Annotated in this window: 16 protein-coding genes, 3 tRNA genes, 1 pseudogene and 1 riboswitch; of the genes and pseudogenes, 14 read left to right on the forward strand and 6 right to left on the reverse strand. The window is 36.2% G+C overall.

Annotated features, from left to right (window positions below; translation table 11 throughout):
• Window position 1: 1 nt before the first annotated feature.
• The 5 genes from EKL98_RS05630 to EKL98_RS05650 all read left to right on the forward strand — a co-directional run bounded on the left by EKL98_RS05630 (window position 2) and on the right by EKL98_RS05650 (window position 5,602).
• Window positions 2-169, forward strand: coding sequence for a Dph6-related ATP pyrophosphatase (locus EKL98_RS05630; protein WP_126460781.1), 168 nt, complete (start codon window positions 2-4; stop codon window positions 167-169).
• Window positions 170-239: 70 nt separating this feature from the next.
• Complete coding sequence (cobT, locus tag EKL98_RS05635; protein ID WP_126561755.1) at window positions 240-1,916, forward strand: nicotinate-nucleotide--dimethylbenzimidazole phosphoribosyltransferase; 1,677 nt, start codon at window positions 240-242, stop codon at window positions 1,914-1,916.
• A 66-nt stretch (window positions 1,917-1,982) separates the two neighbouring features.
• Window positions 1,983-2,759: an adenosylcobinamide-GDP ribazoletransferase gene (locus EKL98_RS05640; RefSeq protein WP_126561756.1), complete on the forward strand. Its 777-nt coding sequence runs from the start codon at window positions 1,983-1,985 to the stop codon at window positions 2,757-2,759.
• The gene (cobC, locus tag EKL98_RS05645; protein WP_126561757.1) at window positions 2,744-3,268 is read left to right on the forward strand and encodes an alpha-ribazole phosphatase; all 525 of its coding nucleotides are present in this window, start codon (window positions 2,744-2,746) and stop codon (window positions 3,266-3,268) included. Before EKL98_RS05640 ends, cobC begins: the two co-directional genes overlap by 16 nt.
• A 39-nt stretch (window positions 3,269-3,307) precedes the next feature.
• Window positions 3,308-3,577, forward strand: a riboswitch (cobalamin riboswitch).
• 99 nt (window positions 3,578-3,676) lie between these two features.
• Complete coding sequence (locus EKL98_RS05650; RefSeq protein ID WP_233589309.1) at window positions 3,677-5,602, forward strand: TonB-dependent receptor plug domain-containing protein; 1,926 nt, start codon at window positions 3,677-3,679, stop codon at window positions 5,600-5,602.
• A gap of 71 nt (window positions 5,603-5,673) precedes the next feature.
• Here the strand turns inward: EKL98_RS05650 and EKL98_RS05655 are convergent, their stop codons facing one another.
• Window positions 5,674-6,294 carry an N-acetylmuramoyl-L-alanine amidase gene (locus tag EKL98_RS05655; protein WP_126561758.1) on the reverse strand — a complete coding sequence of 207 codons (621 nt, stop codon included), beginning with the start codon at window positions 6,292-6,294 and terminating at the stop codon, window positions 5,674-5,676.
• A gap of 66 nt (window positions 6,295-6,360) precedes the next feature.
• Entirely contained in the window at window positions 6,361-7,812 is a 1,452-nt protein-coding gene (locus EKL98_RS05660; protein ID WP_126561759.1) for a S41 family peptidase, read from the reverse strand.
• 112 nt (window positions 7,813-7,924) lie between these two features.
• Between EKL98_RS05660 and EKL98_RS18005 the strand changes: the two are divergent.
• The 3 genes and pseudogenes from EKL98_RS18005 to EKL98_RS05670 all read left to right on the forward strand — a co-directional run.
• Window positions 7,925-8,026 (forward strand): annotated as a pseudogene (locus tag EKL98_RS18005) (RNA polymerase subunit sigma-70); the annotation flags it as partial.
• Window positions 8,013-8,510 carry a hypothetical protein gene (locus EKL98_RS05665; protein WP_126561760.1) on the forward strand — a complete coding sequence of 166 codons (498 nt, stop codon included), beginning with the start codon at window positions 8,013-8,015 and terminating at the stop codon, window positions 8,508-8,510. The pseudogene EKL98_RS18005 and the gene EKL98_RS05665, both read left to right, overlap by 14 nt.
• 41 nt (window positions 8,511-8,551) lie before the next feature.
• Window positions 8,552-9,118 carry a DUF4252 domain-containing protein gene (locus tag EKL98_RS05670; protein ID WP_126460802.1) on the forward strand — a complete coding sequence of 189 codons (567 nt, stop codon included), beginning with the start codon at window positions 8,552-8,554 and terminating at the stop codon, window positions 9,116-9,118.
• Window positions 9,119-9,290: 172 nt separating this feature from the next.
• On the opposite strand, the gene EKL98_RS05680 is transcribed toward EKL98_RS05670, so the two are convergent.
• A complete protein-coding gene (locus EKL98_RS05680; RefSeq protein ID WP_126561761.1) occupies window positions 9,291-9,797 on the reverse strand; it encodes a tetratricopeptide repeat protein in 507 nt (168 codons plus the stop codon).
• Window positions 9,798-10,899: 1,102 nt separating this feature from the next.
• On the opposite strand from EKL98_RS05680, the gene EKL98_RS05685 reads away from it, so the two are divergent.
• The 6 genes from EKL98_RS05685 to EKL98_RS05710 all read left to right on the forward strand — a co-directional run bounded on the left by EKL98_RS05685 (window position 10,900) and on the right by EKL98_RS05710 (window position 18,330).
• A complete protein-coding gene (locus EKL98_RS05685) occupies window positions 10,900-11,295 on the forward strand; it encodes a hypothetical protein (RefSeq protein WP_126561762.1) in 396 nt (131 codons plus the stop codon).
• Window positions 11,296-11,466: 171 nt separating this feature from the next.
• Window positions 11,467-12,549 carry an efflux RND transporter periplasmic adaptor subunit gene (locus EKL98_RS05690; protein ID WP_126556276.1) on the forward strand — a complete coding sequence of 361 codons (1,083 nt, stop codon included), beginning with the start codon at window positions 11,467-11,469 and terminating at the stop codon, window positions 12,547-12,549.
• A gap of 42 nt (window positions 12,550-12,591) precedes the next feature.
• Complete coding sequence (locus EKL98_RS05695) at window positions 12,592-15,762, forward strand: efflux RND transporter permease subunit (protein ID WP_126561763.1); 3,171 nt, start codon at window positions 12,592-12,594, stop codon at window positions 15,760-15,762.
• A complete protein-coding gene (locus EKL98_RS05700) occupies window positions 15,755-17,188 on the forward strand; it encodes a TolC family protein (protein ID WP_126561764.1) in 1,434 nt (477 codons plus the stop codon). Before EKL98_RS05695 ends, EKL98_RS05700 begins: the two co-directional genes overlap by 8 nt.
• Window positions 17,189-17,357: 169 nt before the next feature.
• Window positions 17,358-18,038, forward strand: a complete 681-nt coding sequence (locus EKL98_RS05705) for a transposase (RefSeq protein WP_126561765.1) — start codon at window positions 17,358-17,360, stop codon at window positions 18,036-18,038.
• On the forward strand, window positions 18,031-18,330 hold the full coding sequence (locus tag EKL98_RS05710; protein WP_126556287.1) for a hypothetical protein: 300 nt from the start codon (window positions 18,031-18,033) through the stop codon (window positions 18,328-18,330). Before EKL98_RS05705 ends, EKL98_RS05710 begins: the two co-directional genes overlap by 8 nt.
• 115 nt (window positions 18,331-18,445) lie before the next feature.
• Here the strand turns inward: EKL98_RS05710 and EKL98_RS05715 are convergent.
• The 3 genes from EKL98_RS05715 to EKL98_RS05725 form a co-directional block, all read right to left on the reverse strand.
• Window positions 18,446-18,528, reverse strand: a tRNA-Leu gene (locus EKL98_RS05715).
• Window positions 18,529-18,569: 41 nt separating this feature from the next.
• A tRNA-Lys gene (locus tag EKL98_RS05720) sits at window positions 18,570-18,642 on the reverse strand.
• Window positions 18,643-18,680: 38 nt separating this feature from the next.
• Window positions 18,681-18,753 (reverse strand) — tRNA-Lys (locus EKL98_RS05725).
• Between the last annotated feature and the right edge of the window lie 57 nt (window positions 18,754-18,810).

The following is an 18,810-nucleotide window of genomic DNA, read 5'->3' on the forward strand; positions in this document are numbered from 1 at the left end:
GATGAATTTTGTAAGTTCTTGGAGCGGAGGAAAAGACAGCTGTTATGCTGTGATGAAAGCTAGTCAAAACGGTTTTATTCCAAAGGGATTACTCAATATGATGAATGAAAACGGGAAAGTTTCCCGCTCACACGGATTGCCGTTGTCTGTTTTGAAGCAGCAAGCCTAAAAAATGCAGGTGGCTATTGAATCACTGTTTGTCCAAACTTTAAAAGTACTCAAAAACATCGTATTTCAAGATGAAAAACTTAGATGAAATTATAAAATCGCGCCGAGATACCCGTCATTTTACCTCGGAACCAGTCCCTGAATCTGTTATTGAAAAAGCATTGCAAGCCGGTCATTATGCTCCTTCTGTTGGATTGACGGATGCTACAAAATATTACCTCATTAAATCAGATGTCATAAAAAAAGCCATAAAAAATTTATTTTTGGATTTTGATAAAAAAGCAGCGAATCAAACTGACACGGCAGCACAAAAAACGCAGTATCAAGCTTTAAAATTAGAGGCAATAGAGGAAGCACCGCTTGGATTGGTGATTTGTTATGATCGTTCGGTTTTGAATAATTTTACCATCGGCACCGTGGGAAGTAATGAAGCCATCAAATTTAGTGCGGTTTGTGCTGCGCAAAATATTTGGCTTTCCCTAACCGAACAAGGGTATTCCATGGGCTGGGTTTCTATTTTGAATTATAGTCAGTTCAAGGAATTATTGGGTTTGGGAGAAAACATGGAGCCTTTAGGGTATTTCTGTGTGGGAAAACCAGCTACTGATTACGACAACCAACCCATGTTACAGCAATTGAATTGGAAACAAAAATCAGAAAGTCCATCTGTCGAAGAAATTACGAAAGTGCATCAAAAAGATAAAATTTCGGTGCCGGAATTTAAGACTGCCATTCTAGATACAATCCATTTATCTGAAGCACTGCAGTATAAAATCGATCAGAAGACCAAGCCAACAGGTTCATTGGGTGTTTTGGAAGTTTTAGCCAAACAAATTGGCGAAGTTTTTCAAACATTGGAACCAAAAATTTTAGAACCTACACTTGTTGTTTTTGCTGCAGATCACGGAATTGCTGCCCACGATGTTAGCGCTTATCCACAAGATGTTACCAGACAAATGGTGGCTAATTTTCTGGATGGTGGAGCTGCAATAAATGTGTTTTGTAAACAAAATTCCATCAAATTAGCCATAGTTGATGCAGGAGTAAATTATGATTTTTCGATGACGAGTACTTTGATTTCGGCCAAAATTGCCAAAGGAACCCAGTCGTTTCTGCAGGGTCCTGCAATGAGTCTTACCGAATTGCAGCACTGTTATACCAAGGGAAATGAAATTGTTACCGCTATTGCCAAAACGGGAAGTAATTGTATTGGTTTTGGAGAAATGGGTATTGGGAATACATCAACTGCTTCAGTTTTGATGAGTGTAATTACTGGAATTGCAATTGAAGACTGTATCGGAAAAGGAACGGGAGTTAGCGATGAAAGACTACTTCAAAAACACCGATTACTCAAAAAAGCTATTGAGGATTATCAAGGCTCGCCAACATTAGAAGATAAGTTAGCTCATTTTGGTGGCTTTGAAATTATGCAAATGGCTTCTGGAATGCTCACGGCACATCAAAACAGAATGCTGCTTCTTGTAGATGGATTTATTTGCAGTGTGGCTTTTTTGATTGCCTATAAAAAAAATCCACTGATTCTAAAAAATGCTGTTTTCTGTCATTGTTCTGCAGAACAGGCGCATGCTAAATTATTGGATTATTTAGGTGTAAAAGCCCTGCTCCAACTCGACTTGCGCTTGGGCGAAGGAACGGGTTGTGCGGTGGCTTTTCCAATTATTCAATCGGCAGTTGCTTTTTTGAATGAAATGGCCAGTTTTGACAGTGCCGGTGTGAGTACAAAATAATAATTTTTTCAGTCCAAATTCATAAATAGAGCACTAAAAACGACATAAAATCCAGATTGCATTCACATGAAAAAAGAACTACACATATTTTTTACCGCATTGATGTTTTACACCCGAATTCCCTGTCCTAAAAACATCGATCATAACTCGGATTATTTAAATAAGGCATCTCGTTATTTTTCTTTAATTGGTTGGATTGTAGGTACTATTAGTTTTTTAGTCTATGATGTATCGGTTGGTGTTTTTACCCCTGAAATAGCGATTGTTCTCTCGATGATTGCTGGAATCCTTACTACCGGTGCTTTTCATGAAGATGGTTTTGCTGATGTTTGTGATGGTTTTGGTGGGGGTCGGACCAAAGAAAAAATCTTGGTGATAATGAAAGACAGTGCCATTGGAGCTTATGGTGCCATAGGTTTGGTACTGCTGTTTTTATTGAAGTTTCAGGCTGTTTCGGAGGTACTTACTACTTCTTCATTACAGAATTTATTGCTTTTTGTTGCAGCACATTCCGTGAGTCGTCTGGCAGCCATTTCTATTGTTTTTACGCATCAGTATTCCCGTGAAGATGCCTCGAGTAAAAGCAAGCCCATTGCACAAAGTTATTCCTGGCGTGAGGTGATTGGGGCGTTCTTTTTTGGGTTGTTACCGCTTATTGTTTTGTCTTTTTTTCATTGGCAAATGCTGTTGGTGTTAGTGCCGGTTTTTATCACCCGCTTTTTTCTGGCTCGTTATTTTCAAAAATGGATAGATGGCTATACGGGGGACTGTCTTGGTGCAACACAGCAAGTTTGTGAAATTATATTCTACTTATCTTGTATTGCTTTATGGAAGTTTATTTAGTACGCCATACCGAAACCGTTTGTGAAAAAGGAATTTGCTACGGACAAGCTGATGTGGCATTGTTGGAACCTTATGAACAACAATTTGAAGCCATAAAAGCACAAATTCCTGCTGAAAGTATCGTGTACTCTAGTCCGTTAAATCGATGCGTGGAGTTGGCAAACTTCCTATCATCAACAAAAATACAAATGGACTCCCGGTTAATGGAAATGAATTTTGGTGATTGGGAATTAAAAAATTGGGATAGCATTCCTGTTATCGATTTGACCCCTTGGATGAATGATTTTGTTCATGTTCGTGTGCCAAACGGGGAGTCTTTTACAGACCTCCGTGATAGAGTTAGCGATTTTTTAGATCATGAACTTCCTAAAAAGACCATTAAACCTATTGTGATCGTGACCCATGCCGGAGTGATTCGAAGTATTTTGTGTAAAATTACAAAGTTGCCACTACGAGATGCGTTTCAAAATAAAGTGAACTTTGGAGCGGTGATTAAAATTGAAATATAAAATTGAGAATAGTGTAGGATAATAACGTAATATAATTTTATCTTTGCCGCCGTAATGAGGTTGCTGTTTTGTTTTTCATACCAGCATTAAAAGGGAATCAGGTAAGCGATTACAGATTTCAGTATTCAGATTAGAGAGTTTACATCCTAAATCAAGAATCCTAAATCAAGAATCAAAAATCCTGGGCTGTACCCGCAACTGTAAGCTATAAAGCTTGTTGTTATCTACAAAACCACTGTTCGTCTTTGCGAATGGGAAGGTAAACAACAAGACGCGAGCCAGGAGACCTGCCTGTTACATCGAGTATCAAACTTTCGGGAAAAAAGGTTTGGGTATGGGTAATTCTATGCTTTTCTCCCATTTATAGTCATGTGGCAGTACCATAAAACTGCTATTAAATGTTTCAAAATGAACAAGAAAATCGTTCGTATTAGTGCGCTCTGCGTGCTGATGACTTCGTGTGCTTTCGCACAACAAAAAGACACCATTGCATCCACAAATCAATTGGATGAGGTCGTAATTTCCGATTCTAAATTTGCTTTGCCAAAAGAAAAGTCCGGAAAAGTAATCGTAAAAATTACAGCCGAAGATTTAAAGAGAAGACAAGGGCAAACTGTAGCTACCATTTTGAGTTCAGTAGCCGGAATTGAAATCAACGGAAACCAAAGCCGGAATGGAAAGGATTTAGGGGTTTACATTCGTGGGGGACGAAATCATCAAGTGCTAATTCTTATTGATGGCGTTCCGGTTACCGATGCTTCTGGAATTAGCTTATCGTATGATTTGCGCTTGCTGCCCGTTGAACAAATAGAAAGTATTGAGGTGATGAAAGGCGCTTCAAGTACTTTATACGGATCAGGTGCCGCTGCCGGAGTTATTAATATTACGTTGAAAAAAGCCTCCAAAAAAGCGATTGCAGCAAATGCATACCTTAATGTGGGCACCCAAACGATTGCCAATCAGGAAAATTATAGTATAAATGACTACAGCCAAGGGGTTGCTTTGAACGGAAGCGCTGAAAAAATTAATTATTATGCTTCCTTAAACAGCACCGAAACCACGGGAATTTCTGAGGCAAAATCACCTAATGACGCTGTTTTATTTGAAGCTGATCGTTTTTCCAGAGTGAACTCAGTGGTGAAAATTGGTTTCAAGCCAACAGCTAAATTAGATTTGGATTTCTTTGCAAACTACGATAAAATAAAAAGCGATTTTGATGCAGGATCTTTTGCGGATAACGATGAAAACAGCAGTGCCTCTGAACAATTTCGAGTTGGGTTTTCACCAAAATACAAATATAAAAAAGGAGAATTTGTAATCAATTCAAGTGCTAATTTAATTACAAGGTCCATTTTTAATTATGGAACAATGTTGGATTATAAATCCAGAAGCGTCAATGCAGATGCGTTTAATAAATATGAAATTTCACCTGAATTATTCCTGGTAACAGGTGCTCAATTTCAATTTCATGAAATGTCTAATGAGAGCCCGTACGAGGCCATAGCAAATGAATTGGCCAAATTTAATATGATTGATCCCTATGTGACGGCGGTTTATAGCTCTGAATTTGGGTTAAACCTGAATTTGGGAGCTCGTTACAACATGCACAGTAAATACGGAAATAATTTAGTTTACAATGTAAATCCTTCTTTTTCATTTCCTAATTTACCCTTGAAACTATTAGTTTCTTACAGTACGGCATTTGTAGCCCCTAGCTTGTATCAATTGTATTCTCCTTATGGTGATTTGAATTTATCCTCAGAGAAAGATAAAACATTTGAATTGGGTTTTGAAACAACGATGATTGATAAAAAATTGGTTCTGAATGCTTTGGTTTTTCAAAGAGAGGAAGAAAATGCGATTGGGTTTGATTTAGTGTCTTACAAGTATTTTAATGTTGCGGGTCTAAATAAAGTCAAAGGGTTTGAGACCATGATTTCGTATGCTTTGACGGCTAAAATAAATTTGAATGCCAATTATGCGTTTACAGAATTAGAAAAACAATCGCGAGTGCTGAATCCAAAACACAAAGCGAACGCCGCAGTTGATCTGCAAGCAACGCCACGTTTGGCTTTTAATGCCACATATCAATTTGTTTCGGATCGCTATTTTGAGTATACAACATATCCGGCACCCACTTTTGATCCGGTATTGAATTCTGAAATACTGAAAGATTACCAGCTGATCAACATGAATGTACGGTATGAGTTGATCAAAAATCGAATGAATATTTTTGCAGCAGCAGATAATATTTTAGATAAGGATTTTGTTGAAACAAGAGGGTTTAGTACCAGAGGACGAAATTTCAAAGTAGGTTTGAATATCAAAATGTAATACCATTGCATTATTCCATAAAAAAAGAGGCTTTCAGTGATGAAAGCCTCTTTTTAGTTTATAAAATATTCTTATTTCAATTCTGAAATGAATGCTACGATAGTTGCTGCAATTTTATTTTGTTCCACATCATTGGTTAAATAGTCTCGGTCACCAAGGTTAGACATATAACCCAATTCAACAAGTACAGCCGGGACTTCTGATTTTTTTAAAATGTAGAAGGGAGCTTTCTTTATTTCTGATGATTTTATAGTAGTATTGCGGATAAATTTGTTGCGAAGTTCCACCGCAATCTCATTTGACCTTTCATTCGCAATTGATTCTGTGGCAATATAAAATTCCATTCCTGATTTTGATAGATTTAAATTTTGATTGACATGAAGTGACAAAACTAAATCGGGTTTGATCTTGTTGATCAACGCAGAACGGTCACTCAAAGAAAGAAATTGGTCTCCAATTCTTGTAAGGTGTATGGTCACTTTCTCATTTTTGTTCAAAAATTTGATTTTGTCTGTGATTTTCGCTACAATTTGTTTTTCAGTAGCACTACTGGAAGTTGCTCCAAAATCAGATCCACCATGTCCGGCATCAATAACAACATTTATTTGTTTAGATAGGACAGTATTCGGAATTACAAATGCAAAAGAGACGACGGTGGCAAGAGTTAGAAATAACGGAATTGCTTTTTTCATGTGGTTTTGTTTAATTTGTTATTCAATTGTAACTTATAAAAATAAGAATTATTGTGTAACTTTATTCTATTCCAAAGCTCTCAAAAGACCTTCTGGTGCTTTCTCAATGTACATTTGGTTTTGGATTCCTTTTATTGATTTGGCATCCGTGAAAAACTCAAAATCTTGTCCGGGACTTTGTCGCAATACGCGACCAGTTCCAGTAATTTTGCGAATGGCTGTACTTAATAACGGTTCTGCAGAATCGCCAAGGATTCCCAGAGTGATCAATGTTTCTTTTTGTAGAAAATCAGGTTGTAACCCACTGAAGTAATCCCCAAAACCCACTGAATTGACAATTTTTAACACGATTGGCTGCATGGCATATCTGTGATTGGGATTCCTGCTTTGAGCTCCAAAAGTCGGGGAGTCATAAAGCGTTACGGATCCTACGTTTTTTCCTACTGTAACATCCCCAATTTGTATAACTTGAATGTGAGGTTCTAGCCCGTTGATTACTAACTCGCTTGCTGATGCAGAGCTTTTCGTAGTTAAAATATAAATTTTAGTCAATCCTAAACTATTGATGGCTGTGCTTCCTATTTTATCGGTAAAATAATTGAATAATGCTTCGGGATTTTCAGCCTCGAAATAAGCATTAATTTTTGCATTCCATTGTTGTTTTGCAAAGACTTTTCCTTTAAATTGCCCGGTAATCATACTTGCTAATCGTGTAGCCGTTTGTACAGAACCACCGCCATTGTAACGTAAATCTAAAACCAAGTCCGTAACTACTTGTGATTTTAGAGATGCAAAAGCATCGTTTAATTGAGTGTCAAAATTAGCATAAAAGCCATTGTACATCAAATAGCCTATTTTGTGAGAGCCGGAGGTGATTACTTTATTGATTAAAATTGGATTTTCGGATAGGACTGTTTTTGTCAATGCCACTGATTTACCGTTGCTGACAATTGTAGTTCCGTTATAATCAGCAAGATTTAGTGTGTAATTTTCGTTTGAACCAAAAAGTAACGATTCATAATTGCTTAAAGTCAGCTGTGTACCATTTACGGCAGTAAAAAAATCACCACGTTTTATAGCTTTACTGGAGGCGTCTGAGTTTGCAATAATATAACGAACGTAGCCAAATATTTCAGTTGTACTACCTGGTTTAAAACTTAAACCAAAATCGATACCATTGTTTTTAGTGGTACCTTGAAGCGTTCCTTCGAGTTCTAAATAATCGCTTACAATCCAACTAAATCTATCCGTAGAGGGATTTACCCGCAATGCATTAAACAAATCCTCAGGCACGGGATAGTCTTTTAAAAAAGAGTTTAATGCAGTTTGATCTGCGAATCGGTCATCGTCTAAATTTGGAACATCAGCTTGCCACAAATAGTACAGATTCATTCCTTTCCAAATGAAATCCTGAATCTCGAGACTTGCAGGTGGTGTCACGTCATCATTGTCCTGACAGCTTTGTAAAGTGAAAGTAGCTATGAAAAATAAAAGTGTAAATTTGAATACTGTTCTCATAATTGTATTTTAATACTTTATTAACGTAAAAATACTAACTTTAGTTTTATTTTATGTTTTTTTGTTGCAAAAATAAATAGGATTCATCTTAATAGTATAACTCGTTTGATTTTTAATGGATATGAAAGAGTACGCAATCCGGGTGTCACTTTCCCGGGCACGAAAAACGATTAAAGAATTTATGATACAAATACACAATTATGGAATCAAATAAAGTCGAGGGTTTATTAGGAAAATACTTTCAGGTAGCGGCCACTTTAGCCCAAGAAAAAGAGTTGCGGGATTATTTTTCGTCTCAGGATGTTGCTTCGCATTTACAACAGTATGCTTCATTATTTGACTGTTTTGCTGTTGCAAAAGAGCAGCAGAATATGAATAAAACTCCAGTATTTGAAGTTGTTATGGCTAAAAACAAGAATAAAAAAGGGAATTTAGGCTGGGTTTCTATTGCAGCTTCAGTTGTTGTTTTGATGGGAATAGCAACGTATGTCCTTTTTGATTTGGATGCTACAAAAGAAAATACAAATTTAGGAACCTATGAAGATCCTGAAGCCGCTTTTAGGGCCACTCAAAAAGCATTGTCATTATTATCCAAGAATGTGAATATTGGCATAAAAAGTGTACAATACATTGAAGAATATCAAACCGTTAAAAACAGGGTTTTTGTAAGCGCTAAAAAAGAGTGGAAAAGATCCTAAAAATCAAACTAAGAATACTAACAATAAAATAATTAAATAAAATGAAAGCAACCATTCAAAAAAGTATCAATAGGAGTTTTAGCAAAAAGTGTCTGATCACTTTAGTATTTCTAGTTATTTCGAGTCCATTTTTTGCACAAGCAGTCTTTGACAAATTTGACGGACAAGATGATGTTACGTCCATTATAGTCAATAAAAAAATGTTCGACTTGATGAGTAAGGTCAAAGTAGATGCTTCTGATAAAGAAACGCAACAGTACCTGAGTTTGATAAAAAAATTGGACAACCTAAAAGTTTTTACTACAAAAAGTACCAGAGCAGAGGGAGAAATGAAAGCTGCTGCAGAGAAGTACATCAAAACAGCGGGATTAGAAGAGTTGATGCGCGTGAATGAAAACGGAAGGAATATAAAAATTCTGGTAAAATCAGGAACTTCAGATTCTCAAATTAGAGAATTGCTGATGTTTATTGAAGGAGCTAAAAATGAGGATACAGTGCTGATGTCATTGACAGGAAATTTTGATTTGAATGAAATTTCAGTTCTTACCGATAAGATGCGAATTCCAGGAGGTGATGACTTAAAAAAAGCAACTAAAGGCAGAAAATAAGAGGAACCCAACCAGCGTAATGATTATGATGAGCGTATTGCAACAATCGAACATTGATTTAGAACAATTGAAGCCGCTATAGCAGTTCATGAAATAAACAGAGTTATATCTATAAAAAAAAGCGTCTTGATGTTGTAATCGAGACGCTTTTTTTATGCCTATTTCAAGAATATTATTTGCAAAACATTTTTTTATTTTTAACGGCACTTTGGCTTCCTAATTTAATGGCTTTGGTGAAATCAGCGCACGCATTTTTTTTATTTTGAATGTGAATATTAGATAACCCTCTAAGATTATAGGCAATGTAGTCTTTAGGATTTAACGTGATAGATATCGTACAATCTTCAATGGCTCCCGTATAATTTTTAGCCTTGTAATTGATGTCAGCCCTGGTGGTATAAGCATCTCCTTTTTTAGGTTCAATGATGATGGTTTTATTGACATCATCTAACGCCCCTTTTATATCGCCTGATTTTTGTTTCAAAAGGGCTCTGTTTAAGTAGGCTTCAGCAAACAATGGATCAGCTCGTATGGCTTTAGTATAATCAGCAATAGCGCCTTTTAGATTGCCTGTTTCTGCTTTTTTTAAAGCTTGGTCAAAAAAATCGTAGGCAATTGGACTCTGACTCCAGCCAGTTAAGGAACTTAATAATAATGCAAGAAAAATTAATTTTTTCATAAAAATTTTAGGTTTCAAATTGGGAGAATTTATTCAATTATTAATTAGATATCTATTATTTAAAGGTACAATTCTTTTTATTTATTTTGATAACGAATAGAAATCGATTTTATTTTAAAAGCGTATTTAAGATTGTTTCTAGGCCAGTTTTAAAAAGTATGATTTTGGATAAAAAAGTATTTGATGTGGATCACTGCAATTAAAATTGTGTGCAATAATTTAGTTGTATAACGTATTAATTTTTTAGGACTCTTATTACTACCAATAGTATTTAATTTGTCATTTTTACAAAAAAGAAATCACACAACTAAAGTTTTTTTTAATAAGATTAAATCTTATTAAAAATGATAAAAAAGCTAAATTTTATCGATGAAAGCAAGTTCGTTACAAGCGAAGGACTGTCTTAATAATATATATGCAACCCGTTAAACTCTCTTTATAACGGTATTTTCATAAATCAAATGGAATTGCTGAGAAGTTAAAATAAAGAATAACAACTAAACATCAGGTAAATTTAGTATTGAAAACCAAAAGGTAATTTTCCGTTGTTGTCTCTGTTTATTCTTTACAATAAATATTTGTTTTCCTTTATCAAGAGGTAAAGGACTTATTAAATAGCGCCAATTGTAATCTTACGACCGGCCTTATGCATACATGTTTTGTAGAAGTATGGATTTTTGATAAACAATAGAAACTCTTACATTGTTTAAAAATCACATTCACCAATGTATATGTGGGGTTTTACAGCGGATTTGGGAGTTTTTTTGTCAGTGGTATTTCCTTTTTTTTCTTTCAGTATTCGTATTTTGATGAATTTAATTTGCTGAAAATAAAAATCAGGACAATGTAGGGTATTGATTTTAAGCGATAAATATACAATTGGCATGAAAAATTAAAATTGGTTCATTTCTTTTCCGAAGGACGAAATGTACGGCGTAATGTGTAATATTTACAATTGGTTGAGTGCTAGATCTTTTCTGGTTTTTACATTGTAATAATAAAATACCAAGCTTTTGACTGAAAACGTTTTCGTCCTTTTTTTTTGTTAAACATAATTAATTTCTTTTATTTCGATCTTTACTTTTATTACTTTTGGCGCCCAATGAAAGTAGTTGTATTTTTCTTATACTTATGTTTCCACCTGTTAGGTGGAGAAAATTATGCTCATGCAGCAACGCATGATAGTCGTGTAAGCAACGCTTTAACGTCAAGCAGTGTAAAAAATGGAGAAGTAAGATTTGCTAACAACGATTATAGCAATAGTAAAGTTATTTCAGCTGGTTTTGAATTAGAAGAGGAGTGCTTCAGCGGTGAAAATCTTAAAAATAAGGATTCAGATAATTTTTTTACTAATAAAATAGACTTGACCAGAAGCTGGTATTTGTTGTTTTCCTGTCAGCCTGTTTTAAATTATTATACCAAGAATTTTAAAATCTTCGCCCCATTTTGTGGCCAATCAAATCCTATTTATATTACTCAGGGTGTTTTAAGAATTTGATAATTACTTCACGTCAATTTCCAAAGTTTAGATCCTTACTTACCTCGTGAAAATATAGCATCTTATTTTTCGGTATGGGAATACAGATACTTTTCAGGAAGCTGATGACTTTTTACGTCTAAAGGAATTCTTAATTCCAAGTATCAAATCGCTTAATTTCCATTTTATATTATGAAAAGAATACTCGTTTTCACGGGCTTAATTGCCTTGTTGTGCCTTACAGGCTGTACAACTAAAAAAGAAGAAAAAGAAGAAGCTGAAAAATTTACAGTAACAAATCCAATAAAAATAGATACTTCGTATACCAAGGAATATGTTTCGCAAATAAAATCTGTTCGAAATATTGAAATCCGAGCACAAGAAAAAGGGTATCTGCAAAACATCTATGTGGATGAAGGGCAGTTTGTGAAGGCAGGTCAGTTATTGTTTAGAATCATGCCAAGAATTTATGAAGCTGAACTGCAAAAAGCAAAAGCGGAAGAAAAAGCTGCACTAATCGAATTACTGAATGCCAAAACCTTGGTGGATAAAAATGTGATTTCAAAAAACGAGCAAGCGATGGCACAAGCTAAACTTGAACAAGCTAAAGCCGAAGTGTCACTGGCAAAAATTCATTTGTCATTTACCGAAATCAGAGCGCCTTTTGACGGTACCATTGACCGCATTCCTTTGAAACTAGGAAGTCTTATTGATGAAGGTGAATTGCTGACAAGCCTTTCTGACAATAGTCAGATGTTTGCTTATTTTAATGTTTCGGAACCGGAATATATCGATTATCAAACCAATTTAAAAAATCGTGCCGAAACAAATGTAACGCTAATTTTAGCGAACAATCAACCCTTTAAATACAGAGGAAAAGTTGAAATTATTGAAAGCGAATTCAATAACGAAACTGGGAATATTGCTTTCCGAGCAAAATTCCCTAATGGAGATAAACTGTTAAGAAATGGAGAAACAGGGGAGGTTCAGATGCTGGTTCCGCTTCGAAATGCCATTGTAATTCCGCAAAAAGCAACGTATGAAATTCAAGATAAGAAATATGTTTTTGTGGTCGATAAAAATAATAAAGTGCGATCCAGGGAAATAACTATAAATAGTGAAATGCCAGACTTGTATGTCGTAAGCAGTGGTATTTCGGAGAATGATAAAATCGTGTTAGAAGGGGTTCAAAAAGTAAAAGAGGAGGACAAAATCAAGTATGAATATCTAGCACCTAATGCGGTTCTGGCTCATTTGCGATTAAAAGCGGAATAACTTCGTAATTCCAATTTGGTTTAATCATTAAAAAATAAATAGATGTTTAATAAATTCATTGAAAGACCAGTTCTATCGATAGTAATATCGCTAATAATAGTCTTTTTGGGCGCCTTGGCTTTAACAAATTTGCCAGTGACTCAATTCCCTTCAATTTCTCCACCAAAAGTCAATATAACCGCCGATTTTCCTGGCGCTAACGGTGAACTGATGATCAAATCAGTAATTATTCCGTTAGAAAGAGCCTTGAATGGTGTTCCAGGAATGAAATATATGACTTCTGATGCGGGTAATGATGGAGAGGCTAGCATACAAGTAATATTTAATTTAGGTACAGACCCAAATCAAGCGGCAATAAATGTTCAAAATCGGGTTGCTTCGGTAGTTAATAAATTACCGCCATTAGTGGTAAGAGAAGGTTTAAAGATTACACGTGAAGAATCGAGTATGCTCATGTATGTAAATCTTTATAGTAAGGATAACAATACCGATCAAAAATTTCTTTACAACTTTGCCGAAATTAATATCCTTTCCGAATTGAAAAGGGTAAATGGAGTAGGGTTTGCTGATGTTTTGGGTACGCGTGAGTACGCCATGAGAATTTGGTTGAAACCCGACAGAATGTTGGCCTATAAAATCTCTACAGATGAGGTTATGGAAGCATTGGCCAATCAAAGTTTGGAAGCATCTCCTGGTAAAACCGGGGAAAGCTCCGGTAAACGATCTCAGGCATTTGAATATGTATTGAAATATTCTGGGCGATTTACTACAAAAGAGCAATACGGAAACGTTGTTTTACGAGCTAGCGCTGACGGTGAAATTTTACGATTAAAAGACGTTGCTAATATTGAGTTTGGAAGCTCCATGTACGATATTTACTCGAACCTGAACGGTAAGCCTTCTGCTGCAATTGTATTGAAGCAATCGTACGGTAGTAATGCCAGCCAGGTTATTAAAGAGGTAAAGGCAAAATTAGCTGAAATTAAGAAAAATTCTTTCCCGAAAGGAATGGATTATGAAATAAGTTATGACGTTTCTAAATTTCTGGATGCTTCTATCGAAAAAGTAATTCACACTTTGGTTGAAGCCTTTATTCTGGTGGGATTGGTTGTGTTTTTGTTCTTAGGAGATTGGAGATCAACTATTATACCGGCAATTGCAGTGCCAGTTTCACTTATTGGAACTTTTGTTTTCATGCAATTCTTTGGAATTTCGCTCAACCTTATTACTTTGTTTGCATTGGTATTAGCGATCGGTGTCGTGGTTGATGATGCTATTGTGGTGATCGAAGCCGTGCATGCCAAGATGGAAGAAGAACATCTTTCAGCCATAAAAGCTACAAAAAAAGCGATGCATGAAATTGCGGGTGCTATTATTGCTATTACCTTTTTGATGGCTGCGGTATTCATTCCAGTTGCTTTTATGTCAGGCCCTGTGGGGATATTCTATCGTCAGTTCTCCATCACTATGGCTACTGCAATTATTCTATCTGGTATTGTGGCGTTAACGCTTACACCGGCACTTTGTGCGATGATGTTGAAAAATAATCATGGAAAGCCTAAAAAGAGAACTCCAGTAAACAGATTTGTAGATGGATTTAATACTACGTTTAATACTACGGCTGGAAAGTATCAAAATGCGTTGAGTCGTATCATTAACAGAAGAACCATTACTTTTATAACCCTTGTAGGTTTCTGTATAGGAACATGGGTAATAAGCAGCAACGTACCTTCTGGTTTTATTCCAAATGAAGATCAAGGAATGTTTTATGCTATTATTCAAACCCCTCCAGGTTCATCATTAGAAAGAACCAATAGTGTTGCAGAAAAACTTCAAAAGATCGCAGAAACTGTCGAAGGAGTCAAATCAGTTTCTGCTTTGGGAGGTTATGAAATTCTGACAGAAGGTACCGGCTCTAGCACCGGAACTTGTTTGATAAACCTTAAAGATTGGAGCGATAGGAAAAATGCAGTACAAGAGGTTATGGCAGAATTAGAAGAAAAAGCTAAAGACATTCCCGGTGCTAATATTGAATTTTTCCAGCCGCCTGCTGTCCCTGGGTATGGAGCTGCAGGAGGGTTTGAACTTCGTTTGCTTGACAAAGCAGGTTCAGGGGATTATAAAAAAATGGAAACAGTGAATACTGAATTCGTAAAAGAATTGAATAAACGTCCTGAGCTAGCTTCGGTATTTAGCTTTTACAGTGCCAGTTTTCCGCAGTTTATGATGAAAGTTGATAATGATTTGGCACAGCAAAAAGGTGTGTCCATTGATAATGCCATGAATACGTTATCTACACTAGTGGGAAGTAACTATGAAATTAGCTTTATTAAGTACGGATTTAATTACAAAGTAATTGTGCAGGCAGCTCCTGAATACAGAGCTTTGCCGGAAGATATTTTAAAATTGTATGTAAAGAATAACCGAGATGAAATGGTCCCATTTTCTGCTTTCATGAAGCTGGAAAAAGTATATGGATTGTCGGAAATTACACGGCACAATATGTATACTTCTGCTGAAATAAGTGGAGCCGCAGCTGAAGGTTATAGTAGTGGTGAAGCCATTAAAGCGATTCAGGACGTGGCAGAGAAAAAACTGCCTAGAGGGTATGGTATTGACTGGGCGGGAATTTCTGCCGATGAAGTAGCGCAAGGGAATCAGGCCATTTGGATCTTCCTGATTTGTTTAGGTTTTGTATACTTAGTTTTAGCAGCACAATATGAGAGTTTTATTTTGCCATTATCGGTGATTCTCTCTTTACCAGCCGGTATTTTTGGTGCGTTCCTTTTATTAAAGCTAACAGGCTTAGAAAATAATATTTATGCTCAGGTAGCTATGGTCATGCTTATTGGTTTATTGGGTAAAAATGCCGTTTTGATTGTCGAGTTTGCTATTCAAAGACATGCAGCAGGAAAATCAGTGCTCGAAGCAGCGATGGAAGGTTCTAAAGCTAGGTTTCGCCCTATTTTGATGACTTCATTTGCCTTTATTGCAGGTTTAATTCCTTTGGTGTTTGCCTCTGGACCTGGTAAAATTGGTAACAGAACTATTGGTACTGCCGCAGCTGGTGGTATGCTTATAGGAACAATTTGCGGTGTATTTATTATTCCTGGGTTGTACTACGTTTTTGGTAGAATCGCAGAAAAATACAAGCTAGTAAAAAAGGAAAAAGAAAATCCATTAACGGAAGAAATTGATAATAATCATGTATAAAATCAAGTTGTATAAATATAGTATCTCGTTAGGTATTTTCCTGACGATGGTAAGCTGTAAAGCTCCGACAATAGCTACTTTAGAGGTCAATCGCCCTATTCCGGAATCTTTCGGCAGTAATGGAGATTCCACGAATATGGCTGCTATTCAATGGGGTAATTTCTTTAAAGACAAAAACCTGATAGCTTTGATTGATACAGCGCTCCAAAATAATCAGGAGCTGTTGATCACTTTGCAGGAAATTGAAATTGCAAAGAATGAAATCCGAATCAAAAAAGGGGCGTTGTTTCCAACAGTTGGTTTACGGGCTGGCTCCGGAGTTGAAAAGGTAGGACGGTACACCAGTCAAGGAGCTGGTGATGCAGCTACAGAAATTGTTCCCGGCATTGAAGTTCCAGATGCGCTAAAGGATTATACCGTGGCTGCTTATGCAAAATGGGAAGTAGACATTTGGAAGAAATTGCGCAATTCTAAGAAAGCTGCTGTGAGCAGGTATTTATCTACTGTAGAAGGGAAAAATTTTGTGATAACAAACCTTATCGCTGAGGTTGCAGATTCGTATTATGAATTACGATCACTCGACAGCCAGTTGGGAATTGTAAAACAGAATATCAACTTGCAAAGTAATGCCCTGGAAATTGTCAGAATTCAGAAACAAGCCGCTAGGACTACTGAATTAGCTGTTCAAAAGTTTAAAGCGGAGGTATTAATTTCCAGAAGTATGGAATTTGATATTCTTCAGAAGATAAAGGAAACGGAGAATAGGATTAATTTTTTGCTGGGACGCTATCCACAAGAAATAGCGCGGGATAAAAGTGATTTTTTAAGTTTACTACCTTCGGGAATCAATTCGGGAATTCCATCACAATTATTAGCGAATCGTCCGGATATTAAACAAGCAGAATTAGAATTAGCTGCCGCAAAGCTGGATGTGAAAGTGGCTCGGGCGGAATTTTATCCTTCTCTTGATATCACGGCAGCATTAGGAATACAGGCATTTAAGCCTTCTTATTTCTTTAAGTTCCCGGAATCAGTACTTTATTCGCTCGCGGGTGATATTGCTGGACCACTAATCAATCGGAACGCGATTAAAGCCGAGTTTTACAACGCCAATTCAAGGCAACTTCAGGCGATGTATAATTATCAGCGTACGCTTTTAAATGCGTATCTGGAAGTATCTAATCAACTTTCTAGAATTGGTAATTTGGAGAAGAGTTATAATTTAAAATCACAACAAGTAGATGCTCTTAACAAGTCTATAGATATAGCAGGTGATTTATTTAAATCTGCCAGAGCCGATTATTTTGAAGTTTTGATGACGCAACGTGATGCGCTGGAATCTAAACTCGAGCTTATAGAAACTAAAAAAGCGCAGCTTAATGCCGTAGTCCATGTTTACAGGGATTTAGGCGGCGGTTGGAAATAAAAAAACAAATTAAAGGTAAGAGCCAGTTCATTTTGACTGGCTTTTTTTTGGTATAAATAGTAATTTATGCGAATCAAGGGTTAAAAAAGAAAGAAATATCTGTTTAAAAATTAGATTAATAAGCTGATAATCAGTATATTTATAGTGTATCTAACGCACATTTAAATATATGATTAATCAGCCTAAAGCCCTAAAATTAATAAAAATCTACTCAATAATCTGCGACAGATTTGAAAAAGATTTAAAATATACTTGCGAACGTTTTAGCAACAATGATAAGCAAGATTTAACAGACCAAGAAATTATGACCATTTATCTATTCGCAGTTCAAGAAGAACAACGCTTTAGCATCAAACAAATTCACAAATATGCTTGTGATTATTTGATTGATTGGTTTCCAAAACTCGGTTCATATACTGCTTTTTCTAATCGGCTTAACCAATTGTCGGAAGCTTTTAGACGTTTTACATCTTCGTTGTTTGAAGATTTTCTACCCTCTGACTGTTTTGCTGATCAAAGTTTACTGGATTCAATGCCTATAATCACTTGTTCTGGAAAGCGTAATGCAAAAGTAGCTAAAGAACTGACCGACAAAGGATATTGCTCTACTAAAAGCTTGTATTATTATGGTGTGAAATTACACGCATTGGCTTTTAGACGCTTAGATAAAATCCCTTTTCCTGAGGAAATTCAAATAACTCCAAAAGAGCGTTTGGATGCAATTATTAAATTACTGCCTTATGTGATACCTAAAAATTCACATATTGAAATTGATAGCCCAGCACATCATTTCCAGCAAATGAATTTAACAATAATTGAACAAACTTTAAGATTAGAAGAGCATGGCTAAAATAAAAATATCTAATTTAGATGACCTAGAGCAGTTGGTTTTAAATCCTAAAGTATCGAAAAAAGATAAATTCCGAATATTTGTGCAGGCTCTACGATCATTCCCCATTGTATTCATTGAGATTAATGGCATTGAGGATGGCAACAATTTACTTATTCCCAGGATGCTGACAATAATTAGAGAGATACGGGATGATCCAACTGCATCGAGTTACTCAGGGCTAACGGTAACGTTCTTGGAACGGGATAAGGAAGCCCCTCCAGCAGATGCAATAATTGATTTTATAGATTAAAGAAAAAACCCGATACGAAAACTAAATTGTATCGGGTTTTTTATGCTTAAAATAATGATTAGCGATTAAATAGCGACTAAAATACCTGTAACTATCTAATAATCAATGCTTATAGTGACCACGGTGGGATTTGAACCCACACGCCCTTGCGAGCACCAGCCCCTCAAGCTGGCAAGTCTACCGTTTCTCCACGTGGCCTTATAAAAAAAAGGTCCAGTAATAAATTACTCGACCTTTTGTGACCCGACTGGGGCTCGAACCCAGGACCCCATCATTAAAAGTGATGTGCTCTACCAACTGAGCTATCGAGTCAATGCTTCAAGGAAAGTATGTGTTGATCACTAAAATTGTGACCCGACTGGGGCTCGAACCCAGGACCCCATCATTAAAAGTGATGTGCTCTACCAACTGAGCTATCGAGTCATTTTCTTTCCTTGAATGCGGGTGCAAATATAAGGACTTATTTTGGAGTTTTCCAAG

This window comes from Flavobacterium bomense, from assembly GCF_003970355.1.